Source organism: Methylocella sp. CPCC 101449 (assembly GCF_031921685.1).
Lineage (GTDB): Bacteria > Pseudomonadota > Alphaproteobacteria > Rhizobiales > Beijerinckiaceae > Terripilifer.
In genome coordinates this window covers 735451-749401 of record NZ_JAPDHU010000001.1, presented here as the reverse complement: position 1 = coordinate 749401, position 13951 = coordinate 735451, and the positions used below count along the sequence as shown (strand labels likewise).

Sequence of the window (13951 nt, the reverse complement as noted above, 5' to 3'; positions counted from 1 at the left end):
CAGGCTATCCGAATTTATGAAAGAGAGCGGAATCATCGACGATCTGCGCTTTGATCTTGGCCAGCGATTGGCGCAACTGCGCCCACGCTTCGGGCCCCAGGATCTGCGCGAATTGCGCGTTGAGGTTGGTGCGATAGGCCTGGATCTTATCGAGGGTCGGCTTGGCCTCGTCGGCGAGATGCAGACGATGGATGCGCCGATCCTTCGGATCGTTGCGTCGCTCGATCATACTACGAGCCTCCAGCCGATCGACCAGGCGGCCGACCGTGATCGGCTCGACTTCCACCAGGCTGGCGAGTTCGTTCTGCGACAGGCCGGGCCGCATCTCCACCCACAGCAGGATGACCCATTGGGCGCGGGTCATTCCCATCGAACGGGCGGCTTGATCGGCACGCGTGCGCATCAGCCGACCGACGTCGTATAGAAGGAAAAGTGGCTCGTTTTCGGGGTTTTTATCGGGATTCATGACGCCGTTCATAACAGGCGAGATAATAACTCGCGTTATCATATAGCGGGTAAATGGCTGCAGTGCCATGCGCCAATTTCAAGCTGGTGCAACCCAATGTGATGGGAGATAGTTGATATTGATGAAGATTTTCCCATTTCCGCTGCTGCTCTGCGATGTCGGAGGCACAAACATGCGTTTCTCGCATGTCGACGTCCCCGGCGGCGTGCTGCGGCGCCTCGGGACTTTGCCGACCCATGACTGGGACGATCTGGGCGAAGCCGCCGCGCATGTTCTGGGCGAGGCCGGGCTTGTTGCCCGCTCACTGATCGTCTGCGCCGCCGGGCCGATGGCCGAACGGCGGCTGCAACTCACCAACGCCGCCTGGGCGATCGATGGTGCGGCGATTGCCGTCCGCCTGGGGCTCGACCAAGGGCTGCTGCTCAACGATTTCGAGGCGCAGGCGCTGTCCTTGCCGATCGTCGGCCTGGCCGATGCCCGGTACATCGGTGATCCGCAGACCGGGAACGGCACACGCATCGTGCTCGGCCCCGGCACCGGCATGGGAATGGCGGCCCTGGCGCAGACGCCCGCAGGCCTGCTCGTGCTGCCCAGCGAAGCCGGGCATATCGATTTCGGCCCGGCCTCCGAGGAGGAAGCGCGGATCTGGAGCCATCTCGACAAAGCGCTCGGTCGCGTATCGGCCGAATGGCTGTTGTCCGGTCCGGGGCTCGAGCGTCTGCATGCGGCCCGTCTCGCGGCAGCGGGCAGGCCACCCGATCCGCTGACGGCGGCGGCTCTCGGCGCGGCGGCACGCGCCGCTCCGCAAGGGCCGGAAGCCGCGACCTTGCGGCACTTCTGGCAATTGGTAGCGCGCTATGCAGGCGACCTGGCGCTGGTGCTGATGGCGCGCGGTGGCGTCACGCTGGCCGGCGGCGTTCTGCCGAAACTGCTCGACTTCCTGGATGAGACCGCTTTCCGTGCCGCCTTCGAAGCCAAGGCGCCGATGCAGCCGCTGCTGCGCTCCATTCCCGTGCGTCTATTGACCGAGGAGACGATCGTGGCGCGCGGCATGGCGCGCGTCGCCGCCGCACCTCAGGATTATGTGATCGACTATCCGGCGCGCTGCTGGGTTTGATGGCGACAAAACAGCACGTCTTGGCTGGCCCCTGGCGGAGTGATACCGGTGTCGGCCTTTCATTCCGCCGGCCCCATTCCCATGCTGCCCCGCCTGTCTCCGCCGCCTGCCGTGATCCCTCATGTTTGACGGCGACATCTCCACGCTCATCGTCCTGACGTTGATAGCCATGGTCGCCGCCTGTCTCGATGCCATTGCCGGCGGCGGCGGGCTGATCACGCTGCCCGCACTGCTTTTGGCCGGCCTCGATCCGGTGACGGCGATCGCCACCAACAAGCTGCAAGGCTCGGTCGGCACGCTGTCGGCGGTCGCGGCCTTCGCCAAGCGCGGTTTGATCGAATGGCGGCGTGCCCTGCCGATCGGCGCGGCGGCCTTATGTGCCTCGCTGCTTGGTGCGCAATCGGTCAATCTCATTCCGGCGCATGTTCTGTCGGCGGTCATCCCTTTCGTGCTCGTTGCCGTGGCCGCCTATTTCATTCTATCGCCGCAGCTCACCGATCATGGCGCGCATCACCGGTTGTCGCCGCTATTGTTCAATCTGACGATCATTCCGCTCATCGGTTTTTATGACGGCATCTTCGGACCGGGCGCCGGCTCGCTCTATATGGCGGCGATCGTTGGTCTGCTCGGCTTTGGTGCGGTGCGGGCCACGGCGCTGACCAAAGTGGCGAACGGCGCCAGCAATGTCGGCGGCCTCATCGTCTTTCTCGTGATGGGCGTCGTTCATCTGCCGATTGGATTGTGCATGGCGGCAGGTGCTTTGATCGGGGCGCAGATCGGCTCGGCGCTCGCCGTCACCTTCGGCAAGAAGATCATCAAGCCGCTGGTTGTGATCATCGCGCTGATCATGGCCGCGAAACTGTTTTCCGCCGCCGACAATCCCGTGCGTGTTTTTATCTCTGGAATGTTCTGATCAAGCCGCGAACGGCTTCGCATCCTGCGTCATCAAGACGTAAAGCCCATCGGTATCCTTGGTCGCGCGCAGTTTCGCGGTGACGTCGGGATCGCGCAGCAGGCGGGCCACGCGCGACAGCGCCTTCAAATGATCGGCGCCCGCGCCTTCCGGCGCCAGCAACATGAAAACGAGATCGACGGGCGCGCCATCCGGTGAATCATAATCCACCGGCTTCTCCAAGCGCGCGAAAACGCCGACGATGCGGTTGAGCTTGGCGAACTTGCCGTGCGGAATGGCCACGCCATTGCCCGCGCCGGTGGAGCCGACGCGCTCGCGCTGCGTGATCGTGTAGAGAATTTCGCGCTCCGGCAGCCCGCAATTGAGGGCCGCCGTCGCGCACATTTCCTGCAGGACCTGCTTTTTGCTCGACGCTTTCAGCGCGGGCAGAATCGAGGCCGCGCTGATTAAATCGCTCATGCGCATGATGGGATGTCCGAACTGACTCGACGTGCGATGTCTTTGTTGCGCTTCAGTTACTCTTGGCCGCACCCGCTGGATCGATCCAGCCGATGTTGCCGTCGCGACGCCGATACACAATGTTGACGCGGTCACTGCCAGCATTGCGGAACACCATCACCGGCGCGCCGGTGATATCGAGATCCATCACCGCTTCGGAAACCGAAATCGTCTGCAAGGCTTCGGTCTTTTCCGCAACGATGATCGGATGGAACTCCGCATCGTCATCATTATCGTCTGCCGGCGCTTCGAGGATGTAGCGTGCCATCGTTTCGAAGTCGCCGTTGCCGTCCACCCCATTGGGGCCGTGGCGGTCCTTGAGGCGACGCTTGTAGCGCCGCAACCGCTTTTCAAGCCGCTCCGCCGCTTGATCGAAACATAAATAAGCTTCGTGCGCGCGACCTTCCGAATGCAAGGTCGTGCCGGAGGAAAGATGCAGCGTGCAATCCGCCTTAAAGCCTGTGCCTTCGTGATCGAGGATCACATGGCCCGCGACGGAACCGTTGAAATACTTATCCACGGCTGCGTTCACGCGCTCAAGCACGTGCTGACGCAGGGCTTCGCCGATGTCGAAGTTCTTGCCGGAAACACGTAGATCCATTCGTCGCCCACTCCTCATTGCATCAACATGACGTCGATGCATTGGTTGCTGCTCAGCTTGGCCAAAAATTGTTTGGCCTCATTGCGCAACACCCCGTTGCGTCCGAACACCCTTTCCAAAGCGGCGCTGCATAGGCGACCGGGAGCGCAGATGCAAGTGCCGCCGGTTTGGCGGGCGGGACCCTCTTGCCAGGAAGGTTTGGAAGAACCTCCAAGGCACCTCGATTATAGCATGAAATTCAACGGAATGGCTGCGGGGGCTATTAAGAATTTTTCCGGGCGGCGGCGAGTTTTTCCCTACGTCTTTCGACGGAGGAAGCGATCCGCAGGCTTTCCCTATATTTGGCCACCGTGCGGCGGGCGATCTCCACATTCTGCTGTTTCAGGCGCAAAACGATGGCATCGTCGGACAGAACGGAATTGGCATCTTCTTGATCGATCATCTGTTTGATGCGGTGCCGCACGGCTTCCGCCGAATGCGCTTCGCCGCCTGAGTGCGATGCGATAGCGGCCGTGAAAAAATACTTGAATTCGAATAAACCACGTGGTGTCGACATATATTTGTTGGATGTGACACGCGACACCGTGGATTCATGCATGCCGATGACGTCGGCGACCATTTTCAAGTTCAGCGGTCGCAGATGTTCGACGCCTTTGGCAAAGAAGGCATCCTGCTGGCGTACGATCTCGCTGGCCACTTTCAGAATGGTGCGCGCGCGCTGTTCCAGGCTGCGGGTCAGCCAGTTGGCGCTCTGCAAACATTCAGCGATGTAGGTTTTGTCGGCAGGCTTGGCTGAACCATTGCCGCCCACGCGCGCCGCATAGGTCTGGTTGACCAGAACGCGCGGCAAGCCTTCCGCATTGAGTTCCACGAGCCAACTGCCGTCCGATGCTGGGCGTACGGTGACGTCGGGAATGACCGGCTGCATCGGTGCACCGCCGAAAGCTCGACCGGGTTTCGGATCGAGCCGGCGAATTTCATTGAGCATATCGGTCAAATCTTCATCATCGACGCCGCACAACTTGCGCAACTGCGCAAAATCGCGCCGCGCCAACAAAGGCAAATGCGCAACAAGCGTCTGCATGGCAGGATCGAAACGATCATTCTCGCGCAACTGGATCGCCAGGCATTCGGCAAGATCGCGTGCGCCGATGCCGCTCGGCTCAAAGGTGTGAATGACGCGCAGAACCTTTTCGACCCGCTCCACCGTGGTGCCGAGGCGATCGGCGACATCGGCGACGGGTTCCCTGAGATAGCCGGCTTCATCGATCGCATCGATCAAGGCATGGCCGATCAACCGATCCATCGGATCGGTAACCGCAAGCGCCAATTGCTGTTCGAGATGTTCGGACAGGGAAAGCTGGCTGGCGACATAAGCTTCGAGATTGGGGCTTTCGCCATCGCCTGATGCCGAGCCTTGCGTGCCCGTCCAGGATGTTGCCGACAGCGATTGGTCTTCGTTCGCGGCTGAAACCTGCGGCGTCGCCATGTCGGCGTCGTAAGTGTTGGAGATTTCAGTGCCGAGATCGTGTTCGAGCGTATCGGCTGACGTCGCGAGGTTTTCGCTCGCCCAATCAGGCGCATGATCGTCATCGCCACCGGAATAGTCGGAGCCGTAATCGCCGCCCTCATCCGATCCGCCGTCGAAATCGTCGTTGGAAGAGCTGTTGTCGGAGGCCGCGTCGCCGCCGGTCGGGGCCTCCGGCGCCTCATCGGCCCGTTCGAGCAACGGATTGCGTTCGAGTTCCTGTTCGACGAAGGCCGACAGTTCAAAACTCGACAATTGCAACAGCTTGATCGCCTGCAGAAGCTGCGGCGTCATCACCAGGGACTGCCCCTGACGCATGACGAGGCGAGTTGAAAGCGCCATCACTCAATCCACGCTTGATCATGGCCGTACACTGGTTCGGCCCGTTTCTTGCTTCCTTATAGCATAAGGAATCCTGTCAGGGAGAATTCGCGCGGATTTTATCGAGCGAAACCAGCCGGCGGTTAAGGGCTGGTGAAACCGACCGGTCAGGACCGGCCCAAGACAGCGAAAGGCAACACTATATCGCTGATTTGGTTATCCTATTTATGACAAGAGGGCGACGGGCGCCAGCCCCTACATGCGGAAGTCCTGGCCTAGATAATAGCGTCGCACGTCCGGGTCGGCGACGATGGCCTCGGGCGAACCCTCCGTCAGCACATGGCCGCTGTGGATAATATAAGCACGGTCGATCAGCCCGAGGGTTTCGCGGACATTGTGATCGGTGATCAAGACGCCGATGCCGCGCTGCGTCAGATGGCGCACCAGAGCCTGAATATCGCCGACCGCGATCGGGTCGATACCGGCGAAAGGCTCGTCGAGCAGCATGAATGTCGGCTGCCCGGCCAGGGCGCGGGCGATTTCGCAGCGCCGCCGCTCGCCGCCCGACAAGGCGATGGAGGGCGATTTGCGGAGACGCTTGATGTCGAATTCGTCGAGCAGGGCGTCGAGTTCCGCCTCCTGTTCGTCGCGTTCCTTGATCGTCACCTGAAGTACGGCGCGGATGTTGTCCTCGACCGACAAACCCCGGAAAATCGATGCTTCCTGAGGCAGATAGCCGATGCCAAGGCGGGCGCGCTGATACATCGGCAGGCCGGTGACGTCATGCCCGTCGAGCTCGATCGAGCCTTTGTCGGCCTTCACCAGGCCGGTGATCATATAAAACACCGTGGTCTTGCCGGCGCCATTGGGGCCGAGCAGGCCGACGGATTCGCCGCGCCGCACATTCAAGCTGACATTGGCGACGACCTGACGGCCCTTGTAGCTTTTGCCTAAATTATAAGCACCCAACGAACCGTCGCCGAGATGAGCGACCTCGCGCTGCGGCAGTTCGCGGCTGGCCAGCGCATCGAGCGCGGGGGCCGGCTCGTCCTCCGTGCCGACCTTTTCGATCAGGCCTGCCTGTTCGGCCTGTTCGCGCATGCGATCGCTCAGTCCACGCCCAAGGCGAGCGGCCGGCCGGAAAAGGTTGGAAAAAAACGTCATGGGGAAACGCGATCAGTGACGGGCCGCAGGGCTTTAGATGATTCCGCGAAAAAAGCGAATCCGGGGGAGGGCGCTAGCGCGCCGGCTTGTTGGTGCTGCAATTGCCGCCGCCGGGCACGAAGGTGCTCGAGACCCGGCCGGTGATCTGGGCGCGGTTGTTGGTCAGATCGTAGATGAGGCGGGAATCCTTGTCGCCCTTCACCACATTGCCGCACTCACTGAGCGTCGGATTGCCGATGAGATAGACCTTGTTCTCGGCGCGCTCGTAAATGCCGCGATCGCCGGTGCCGACCCGTTCCTTCTCGACGACGGTGACGGGGCCGGTGGCTTCGATGCGCTTGACCTGGTTGCCGGTCGCTCCGGCACCTGCACCGCCGCCACCGCTGCTCGCATTGCCGCCTTCGCCACTGGCCGGATCGCGCTCGAAGATGACGGTGAGCGTGGACGCGCGCATGGTCGCTTCGCCCTGCCGCGCGACGACGCCGCCCGAATAGACCGCCTTCTGTTCCTTGTCGAAATATTCGAGCTTGGCGGCATCGACATTCACCGGCGATTTGGAATTGCCGCCCGGCAGCACAGGGCCCGCGCGCTGGGCGAGAGCCGCATTCGCGATCAGTACGGCAAGCCCGAACCCAAGCCCGAATCCAATTGCTACGCGCTTCATTGTTCGCCTTTCACTTGATCGGCTTGCAGACCGAGGTCCGGCACGATCGTTGATTTCACATTGCCGGAAAAGATCACCACCGAGCCTTTATCGGCGATTTCGAGCTTGTCGGCGGAAACCGTATTGTTCTTCATGCGCACGGTGACCGGCTCATCCGAGGTCATCGTGCTGTCCTTGAAGCGCACGTCGGCGCTGCGCAGAACGATATCATATCCCGAAGAACTGGTGATGCGGATGCGCCCTTCGGCGGCATCGGAGGCAAGCGCCATCGTGTCGGCGGCGCTGTCGTAGACGCCGCGCGGCGCGCTGATGTTGACGTTGGTGTCATCGGCGGTGCGGATGCGCGCTTCGATTTCGTTCAGCTCGATGACTTTAGGCGTGCGCACGTCCTGCACGCCGGATTTGGCTCTGACCTCATAGGGACGCCCGTCCGGGCGAAAGCCGCTGAGCTTCGGCAGTTCCATGGTCACCTTGGTGCCGTTGAGCGTCGCCTGGCCGATCGAGACGTTGCCGGGCAGATCGCGGAACGGATTGAAGATCAGGGCGCCGAGGAAGGCGACGATGGCGATGCTCGAGCCGACGATGATCAGCCGCCGCAGCCGCCGCACCCGCCGCGAATGGCGGTCGGCCTTGACGAAGGCCTGCGCGCGATCGACCTGCGGGCGAAGCAGCGTGCTGTCGTTCACCGGGATCAATGTGTCGGTCATACTGGTATGCAGGCCCCAATTCCTTCGCCCCGACATTACCTTTGGCGGCCGCCAATGGCAAAGTTGAGGCTGAATGAGGGCTCCTTTCGCCGCCCGCCGCTCTAAACTGCCCTATTCGTGCGAAAAGATGTCGCTGTCCGGCCAGCCCATCAGGTCGAGCTTGGCGCGGGACGGGAGGAAGCCGAAACAATCGGCGGCGATCTCGCGGCGGCCTTCGCGCGCCAGCATGGCGTCGAGTTTGCGGCGCAATTCGTGCAGATGCAGCACGTCGGAGGCGGCATAGGCGAGTTGCGCCTCGGTCAATTTGTCGGCGCCCCAGTCGGACGATTGCTGCTGTTTCGACAGATCGACGCCGGTCAGCTCCCGCACCAGGTCCTTCAGACCGTGCCGGTCGGTATAGGTGCGCGCCAGTTTGGAGGCGATCTTGGTGCAGTAGACCGGCGCCGGCATGACGCCGAAGGCATTGTAAAGCACGGCAATATCGAAACGGGCGAAATGGAAGATCTTCGTCACGTTCGGGTCGGCGAAGAGCTTTTCGAGATTCGGCGCCCGGGTCTGGCCCTTTTCGATCTGCACCACATCGGCCGTGCCGTCGCCGCGCGACAATTGCACCACGCACAGCCGGTCGCGGTGCGGATGCAGGCCGAGCGTCTCGGTGTCGATCGCGACGGCGTCGCCGAAGCTGGTATTGGCGGGCAGGTCACCCTTGTGCAGGCGGATGGTCATCGGATGGGCTCATGTCACGCCGGCCGAGGGTGGGCTAAAGGGGTTCAAGTCGAGTTGACGGCGGGCCGGCCGGTCGCCGCTTATGGCGTCCGGATGCGCCCGGCGTCAACTTGGGCGTTAACGATGAGGCGCCGCCCTCACTCGGCGCCGGTATTGCGGAAGCCGGCGACGCCGCGTTCGACCTCGGTGACGTGATGGGGGGCGAAATCCTGCGGCCCGGCCAGGCCGCAGCTATGGGCGATGATCTCCACTTCCTCGATCATCCGTTTGGCGTAATTGGCGGCGCGCACCGCCTTGTCGGCCGGATCGAGGCCGGCGATCAGCCGGGGTTCGGCCGACGTCACGCCGGTCGGGCAGCGGCCGGAGCCGCATTTCATCGCCTGGATGCAGCCGATCGAGAACATGAAGCCGCGGGCGCTGACGACGAAATCGGCGCCGATGCACAGCGCCCAGGCGACCTTGTCGGGGGTCACCAGCTTGCCGGCGGCGAAGATGCGGATGCGGTCGCGCAGGCCGTGGCGATCGCGCGATTCCACCACCGCCGGCAAAGCCAGCGTGATCGGCATGCCGACATGTTCGATCAGCGCGGCGGGCGCCGCGCCCGTGCCGCCTTCGCCGCCATCGACATGAATATAGTCGGGGCAGCCTTCGGGATGGCGCAGGCAATCCTCGAACCATTCGTCGAGCGCCATCGTATCGCCGACGACAAATTTCACGCCGACCGGCTTGCCCGTCACTTCGCGCACGCGCTGCACGAACAGGCCGAGCTCGCGCACATTGGCGATATCGCGATGGCGGTTGGGACTGATCGAATCCTCGCCGATCGGAATGCCGCGAATTTCGGAAATCTCCTTGGTCACCTTGATGCCGGGCAGGATGCCGCCTTTGCCGGGCTTGGCGCCTTGCGCCAGTTTCACCTCGAACATGCGCACGGTGTCATGCGCTGCGATGGCGCGCAGGCGATCGTCCGACAGATTGCCGCTGGCATCGCGCACGCCGTATTTGGCCGTGCCGATCTGCATGATCACGTCGCCGCCGCCGATCAGGTGATAGGGCGACAGCCCACCTTCGCCGGTGGCAAGCCATATGCCGGCCATTTGCGTGCCTTTCGACAGCGCCGTCACCGCCGCCGGGCTCAGGGCGCCGAAACTCATGCCGCTGACGTTGAAAAAGCTCTTGGCGAAATAAGGTTTGGCGCAGGAGCCCGGACCTTCGGCGATGCCGATCATCTTGCCGGGATAGGAGCGGCGGTCTTCTTCCAGCACCGGGAAAGCGGCGTTGCGAAAGGCAAAGCTTGGCGTTGCCGAACTGCCGAAACTGATCAGATTCGTCACGCCCTTGGCCGAGCGATAGATCCAGGAGCGTTCGAGCCGGTTGAACGGCCGCTCGCTCCAATCGGGCAGATATTGATACTGCCGCATATATTCGCCCCAGGTCTCGGCGAAATAGCGGAAATGACCGATGACCGGGAAATTGCGCAGGATGGCGTGATTGGTCTGTCTGATGTCATGAATGAAAACGCCCAGGATCAGGCAGGCGACGACGATCAGCAGAATGATCATGGAAAACTCCGGACGTTTCCTTAGAAGCGGCGCGCGCTGGGGAAGCGCGGCAACAGAATGTCAGCACAAATAGTGTTGAGCTTACCACCAGCCAAATCAGCCGCGCGGGTTCTGCCCAAACATTGCGTCAATCTGGTGAAGGTCGAAGATGTTGCAAAGCAGCATTCTGGCGGCGCTCACGGCACTTTACGAAATTGTGCACACATCCTAGATAAGTTTTCACAAATCCGTCATGTGACGGACAAAAGACACGCGTCCGTCCGCCATGGTGCCAGTTCCCAGTACCGAGCGCGTCGCCGGCTCTGATACCCGAGACAACGGGGCATCGGCGCCGCTCGGCTGGACTTTCATCATCGCGCTTGCGCTCGGCTGGTGCGCCTTCATCGCCGCGACCGAGCCTGATCGCACGCTGTTTGCGCTCGTTGCCGCCTTCTTCATCGCCCTCGCCACGCTCGTCGCCGTGCTGACGCGTCGTCCGGGCTTCGCGCTCGTCGTCGCGATCTTTCTCTTCGTGCCGGTCTATGCGGCGTCGATTTTCAAGTTCGACATCACGGCGATGAACCTGCATGTCTATGACGTGGTGTTCTATCTGTTCTCAACTGCGCAGATCGCCTTCTTCGCCCAGACCTTCCCGGTGCCGTCGCTGTTGTGTGCCATCGCGCTCGCGCTTGCATTGGTGCTGCTCTATGCGAGCTACCGGCTGGAAACGCCGCGCCGCTTTTCTGTGTTGACGCGCCCGCTCGCCGGCCTCGTCGCCTCAGCGGTTCTCATTTCCAGCGGCTGGTCGCTGGCGGCGCGCAAGCCGACGTTCTTCGATGAAGGGCGCTACATTTTCTCGGCCTTCATCGGCTCGCTCGCCGATATGCCGGTGTTGCTGCAGGCCAAGGGCTTTTTCGAGATCAGCGCCCATGCCACGCTGTCGCCGACGAAATCCTCGGCGATCACCTGCACACCGGGCGCCAATGCGCCCGACATCGTGCTGTTCCTCAATGAATCGGCGATGCCTGAAGGCGTCTATCCGCAATTGCGCTATCCCGCCGAATTGGCCTCGTTCTTCCGCTCCAGCGACGGCAAGACCCATCGCCTGCGCGTCGAAACCTTTGGTGGCGGCACCTGGCTGTCGGATTTCTCGGTGCTCACCGGCTTGCCAACGAACACGTTTGGCAATCTGCGCAATTTCGCCACGCAATTGATGACCGGCCGGCTGCGCCATGCCTTGCCGCAATATCTGAAGGCCTGCGGCTACGACACGTCGATCATTTATCCCTCGCTCGCGGGCTTCGCCGGCTCCGGTCGTTTCTACAAGGCGATTGGATTCGATCAGGTCATCGATCGGCAGGTGCATCACGCCCCGAGCGATCGTCAGCGCGACGAATTCTATCTCGACCAGGTGATCAAGGTGCTGCAAAGCGCCCGCGACAGCGCCACCGACGGCAAGGCGCGGCGCCCGCAGTTCATCGTTGCATCGAGCATGGCGGCGCATTCGCCGTGGAACTTCCGTTACGCGCCGGAAATGCTGAAGCCTGGAGAGGTGACGCGCTGGACCGGCGATGCCGAGTTCGACGAATATCTCTGGCGCCTGGTGCTCGCCAAGCGCGATCGTGACGCTTTCCGCGCCAAGCTCGCGGCGCGTTTTCCAGGCCAGCCCTTCCTGTTCGTGAACTACGGCGATCATCAACCTGCTTTGGCGCGCCTGCCGCTCTCCAACGCGGTCGAGATCGCCGATAAGGGCGTGGCCTGGCAGCTCGATCCGACGTCCAAGGCTTTCGAGACCTATTATGCCATCGACGGCTTGAATTTCTCGCCGAAGACGGCGCTGCCGAAGGTGCCGGTTCTCGAAATCCCGCATCTCGCCGCTTTGACGGTGGCGGCCGCGGGCCTGCCCCTCGATCAGGTGTTGCAGCGGCGTCTGTGGCTGATCGACCGCTGCAACGGTCTCTATGTCAGTTGCGAGGACCGCGGCGCCGTCCTCGCCTATCAGCGTTTTCTGATCGATTCCGGCTGGATCGTTCAGCCCTGAACCAAATTGGCCTCCGCCAACGCCCGCAGCTCACCCACGATCACATCGGGAACTTCCAGCGGGCTGAGATGACGCGCATCCGGCACGATCGTCAGCGTCGAGCCGGCGATGCCCTGGTGCAGCACTTGCGCCATGGCGACCGGTGTCGCCAAATCCTCGGCGCCGACCAGCACACGGGTCGGTACGCGGATTTTAGGCAGATGGGCGCGCAGATCGGCCGCGCCCAGCATCCGGCAGCTTGCCGCATAAGCCTCGAGATCGTTGCGCAGGAACACGTCGAGGCATCGATCGACCACATCCGCGTGATTGTCGCGGAAGTCATCGCCGAACCAGCGGATTTTCTGGAAACCGACCAGCGCGGTCAGACCGTCGGACAAAGCCTTGTCGGCACGTTCCGCCCATTGCTTCGGTGCATCGGCGCCGTACCAGGCGGTGGTGTCGAAGAGGCCGAGCCCCTTCGTGCGCTGTGGATAAAGGCCGGCGAAGGCGAGGCTGATGCAGCCACCCATGGAGGCGCCGGCGAGGATGGCGTCTGGCCATTTGAGATGATCGAAAAGATCGGCGAGATCGCCGGCGAATTGCTCGACCGTATAGGCCTGCCGGGGTTTCGAGGATTGGCCGTGGCCGCGGCAATCCCAGGTCAGGATGGCGGCCTCTTGGCCCAGCGCAGCGCTGAGCTGCGCGACGACCGGCGCCCAGAAATCGTGATCGAGGGCCAGGGAATGGGTGAGGGCGAACCGAAGCGGCGCGTCGGGATTGCCGGTCAGGCTGTAGGCGATGGTCTGGCCGTCGCGGGTCCGGGCTTGCAGCAGTTTGTCCGAGGGTTTGCTCATGGGGCGCCGTGATCCTCCGTTTGTGTTTTCGCCGCTGTCCTGACGTAAGGCGACCAAGATGTCCACCGGTGCCGGTTTCCTGATGCACCGGCCCTTGGTAAAAGCCCACCCCGGTGGCTGATACAAAATCGTCATAAATCGCGATTCGGCCTTGGTTCAACGTTGTTTTCGGGGGCACGCATGCTCGGCTGGTTTCAAGCTCTCATGCCGAAGGAGGAACGCTTCTTCGACTATTTCGATCAGCATGCGCGGATCTCTGCCAGTGCCGCCGAAGCGCTGCGCGCCCTGCTGGAAGGCGGCGAGGCCGTTGCCGCTAACAGCGCACGCGTCAACGATCTCGAGGACCAGGCCGACGAAGTCTCGCGCGAGGTGCTGCTTGCCGTGCGCCGCTCCTTCATCACGCCCTTCGACCGCAGCGACATCCGCGAATTGATCACCTCGATGGACGATGCCATCGACCAGATGCGCCAGACGGTCAAAGCCATTTCGCTGTTCGAAGTGACCACGTTCGAGCCGGAGATGCGCCAGCTCGGCGACCTGATCGTTGATTCGGCGAAATTGACCATCGATGCGGTCAACCGCCTGCGCACCATGCGCCAGGATGCCGCCAAGCTCGCCGCCATCGCCTCGCGCATGACCCATCTCGAAGAACAGTCCGACGAACTGCACGACATCGGCCTCAAGGGCTTGTTCAAGACCCACGGCAATGCCAGCCCCATGGCCTATATCGTCGGCAGCGAGATCTACGGCCATCTCGAGAAAGTGGTGGATCGATTCGAAGATGTGGCCGACCGCATCAACGGCATCGTCATCGAACATTTGTGAGGCAAC

14 protein-coding genes are annotated in these 13951 nt (G+C 62.2%); 4 read left to right on the top strand and 10 right to left on the bottom strand.

Features of this window, described 5'->3' with window-relative positions; all coding sequences use genetic code 11:
- Window positions 1-4: 4 nt before the first annotated feature.
- Window positions 5-466: a MarR family winged helix-turn-helix transcriptional regulator gene (locus OIM99_RS03375; protein WP_311848913.1), complete on the bottom strand. Its 462-nt coding sequence runs from the start codon at window positions 464-466 to the stop codon at window positions 5-7.
- Between the two features lie 121 nt (window positions 467-587).
- Between OIM99_RS03375 and OIM99_RS03370 the strand changes: the two genes are divergently transcribed.
- Both OIM99_RS03370 and OIM99_RS03365 read left to right on the top strand, forming a co-directional pair.
- Complete coding sequence (locus tag OIM99_RS03370; protein WP_311848911.1) at window positions 588-1583, top strand: glucokinase; 996 nt, start codon at window positions 588-590, stop codon at window positions 1581-1583.
- Between the two features lie 121 nt (window positions 1584-1704).
- Window positions 1705-2496 (top strand): TSUP family transporter, encoded by a 792-nt coding sequence (locus OIM99_RS03365; RefSeq protein WP_311848909.1) that lies wholly within the window; start codon window positions 1705-1707, stop codon window positions 2494-2496.
- On the opposite strand, the gene ptsN is transcribed toward OIM99_RS03365, so the two are convergent.
- From ptsN to OIM99_RS03325, 8 genes are all read right to left on the bottom strand, one after another.
- Window positions 2497-2961, bottom strand: a complete 465-nt coding sequence (gene ptsN, locus OIM99_RS03360) for a PTS IIA-like nitrogen regulatory protein PtsN (RefSeq protein ID WP_311848907.1) — start codon at window positions 2959-2961, stop codon at window positions 2497-2499.
- Window positions 2962-3007: 46 nt separating this feature from the next.
- Window positions 3008-3595, bottom strand: coding sequence for a ribosome hibernation-promoting factor, HPF/YfiA family (gene hpf, locus OIM99_RS03355; RefSeq protein WP_311848905.1), 588 nt, complete (start codon window positions 3593-3595; stop codon window positions 3008-3010).
- Window positions 3596-3857: 262 nt separating this feature from the next.
- Complete coding sequence (rpoN, locus tag OIM99_RS03350; protein ID WP_311848903.1) at window positions 3858-5465, bottom strand: RNA polymerase factor sigma-54; 1608 nt, start codon at window positions 5463-5465, stop codon at window positions 3858-3860.
- A gap of 234 nt (window positions 5466-5699) precedes the next feature.
- A complete protein-coding gene (gene lptB, locus OIM99_RS03345) occupies window positions 5700-6545 on the bottom strand; it encodes an LPS export ABC transporter ATP-binding protein (RefSeq protein ID WP_311848901.1) in 846 nt (281 codons plus the stop codon).
- Between the two features lie 136 nt (window positions 6546-6681).
- Window positions 6682-7272 carry an LptA/OstA family protein gene (locus OIM99_RS03340; protein ID WP_311848900.1) on the bottom strand — a complete coding sequence of 197 codons (591 nt, stop codon included), beginning with the start codon at window positions 7270-7272 and terminating at the stop codon, window positions 6682-6684.
- Window positions 7269-7979 carry an LPS export ABC transporter periplasmic protein LptC gene (lptC, locus tag OIM99_RS03335; protein ID WP_311848899.1) on the bottom strand — a complete coding sequence of 237 codons (711 nt, stop codon included), beginning with the start codon at window positions 7977-7979 and terminating at the stop codon, window positions 7269-7271. Before lptC ends, OIM99_RS03340 begins: the two co-directional genes overlap by 4 nt.
- Window positions 7980-8090: 111 nt before the next feature.
- A complete protein-coding gene (locus OIM99_RS03330; protein ID WP_311848898.1) occupies window positions 8091-8705 on the bottom strand; it encodes a ribonuclease D in 615 nt (204 codons plus the stop codon).
- A gap of 137 nt (window positions 8706-8842) precedes the next feature.
- The gene (locus OIM99_RS03325; RefSeq protein ID WP_311848896.1) at window positions 8843-10267 is read right to left on the bottom strand and encodes an FMN-binding glutamate synthase family protein; all 1425 of its coding nucleotides are present in this window, start codon (window positions 10265-10267) and stop codon (window positions 8843-8845) included.
- A gap of 265 nt (window positions 10268-10532) precedes the next feature.
- On the opposite strand from OIM99_RS03325, the gene OIM99_RS03320 reads away from it, so the two are divergent.
- On the top strand, window positions 10533-12287 hold the full coding sequence (locus OIM99_RS03320; RefSeq protein WP_311848895.1) for a sulfatase-like hydrolase/transferase: 1755 nt from the start codon (window positions 10533-10535) through the stop codon (window positions 12285-12287).
- On the opposite strand, the gene OIM99_RS03315 is transcribed toward OIM99_RS03320, so the two are convergent.
- Window positions 12278-13120 carry an alpha/beta fold hydrolase gene (locus OIM99_RS03315; protein WP_311848894.1) on the bottom strand — a complete coding sequence of 281 codons (843 nt, stop codon included), beginning with the start codon at window positions 13118-13120 and terminating at the stop codon, window positions 12278-12280. The two genes, OIM99_RS03320 and OIM99_RS03315, sit on opposite strands and share 10 nt — an antisense overlap.
- Before the next feature lie 180 nt (window positions 13121-13300).
- On the opposite strand from OIM99_RS03315, the gene OIM99_RS03310 reads away from it, so the two are divergent.
- Window positions 13301-13945: a DUF47 domain-containing protein gene (locus OIM99_RS03310; protein ID WP_311848893.1), complete on the top strand. Its 645-nt coding sequence runs from the start codon at window positions 13301-13303 to the stop codon at window positions 13943-13945.
- Window positions 13946-13951 lie beyond the last annotated feature (6 nt).

Bases quoted from the DNA above. Each gene is read 5' to 3' on its own strand.
- OIM99_RS03375 (WP_311848913.1), bottom strand. From the start codon at position 466: ATGAATCCCGATAAAAACCCCGAAAACGAGCCACTTTTCCTTCTATAC.
- OIM99_RS03370 (WP_311848911.1), top strand. From the start codon at position 588: ATGAAGATTTTCCCATTTCCGCTGCTGCTCTGCGATGTCGGAGGCACA.
- OIM99_RS03365 (WP_311848909.1), top strand. From the start codon at position 1,705: ATGTTTGACGGCGACATCTCCACGCTCATCGTCCTGACGTTGATAGCC.
- ptsN (WP_311848907.1), bottom strand. From the start codon at position 2,961: ATGCGCATGAGCGATTTAATCAGCGCGGCCTCGATTCTGCCCGCGCTG.
- hpf (WP_311848905.1), bottom strand. From the start codon at position 3,595: ATGGATCTACGTGTTTCCGGCAAGAACTTCGACATCGGCGAAGCCCTG.
- rpoN (WP_311848903.1), bottom strand. From the start codon at position 5,465: ATGGCGCTTTCAACTCGCCTCGTCATGCGTCAGGGGCAGTCCCTGGTG.
- lptB (WP_311848901.1), bottom strand. From the start codon at position 6,545: ATGCGCGAACAGGCCGAACAGGCAGGCCTGATCGAAAAGGTCGGCACG.
- OIM99_RS03340 (WP_311848900.1), bottom strand. From the start codon at position 7,272: ATGAAGCGCGTAGCAATTGGATTCGGGCTTGGGTTCGGGCTTGCCGTA.
- lptC (WP_311848899.1), bottom strand. From the start codon at position 7,979: ATGACCGACACATTGATCCCGGTGAACGACAGCACGCTGCTTCGCCCG.
- OIM99_RS03330 (WP_311848898.1), bottom strand. From the start codon at position 8,705: ATGACCATCCGCCTGCACAAGGGTGACCTGCCCGCCAATACCAGCTTC.
- OIM99_RS03325 (WP_311848896.1), bottom strand. From the start codon at position 10,267: ATGATCATTCTGCTGATCGTCGTCGCCTGCCTGATCCTGGGCGTTTTC.
- OIM99_RS03320 (WP_311848895.1), top strand. From the start codon at position 10,533: ATGGTGCCAGTTCCCAGTACCGAGCGCGTCGCCGGCTCTGATACCCGA.
- OIM99_RS03315 (WP_311848894.1), bottom strand. From the start codon at position 13,120: ATGAGCAAACCCTCGGACAAACTGCTGCAAGCCCGGACCCGCGACGGC.
- OIM99_RS03310 (WP_311848893.1), top strand. From the start codon at position 13,301: ATGCTCGGCTGGTTTCAAGCTCTCATGCCGAAGGAGGAACGCTTCTTC.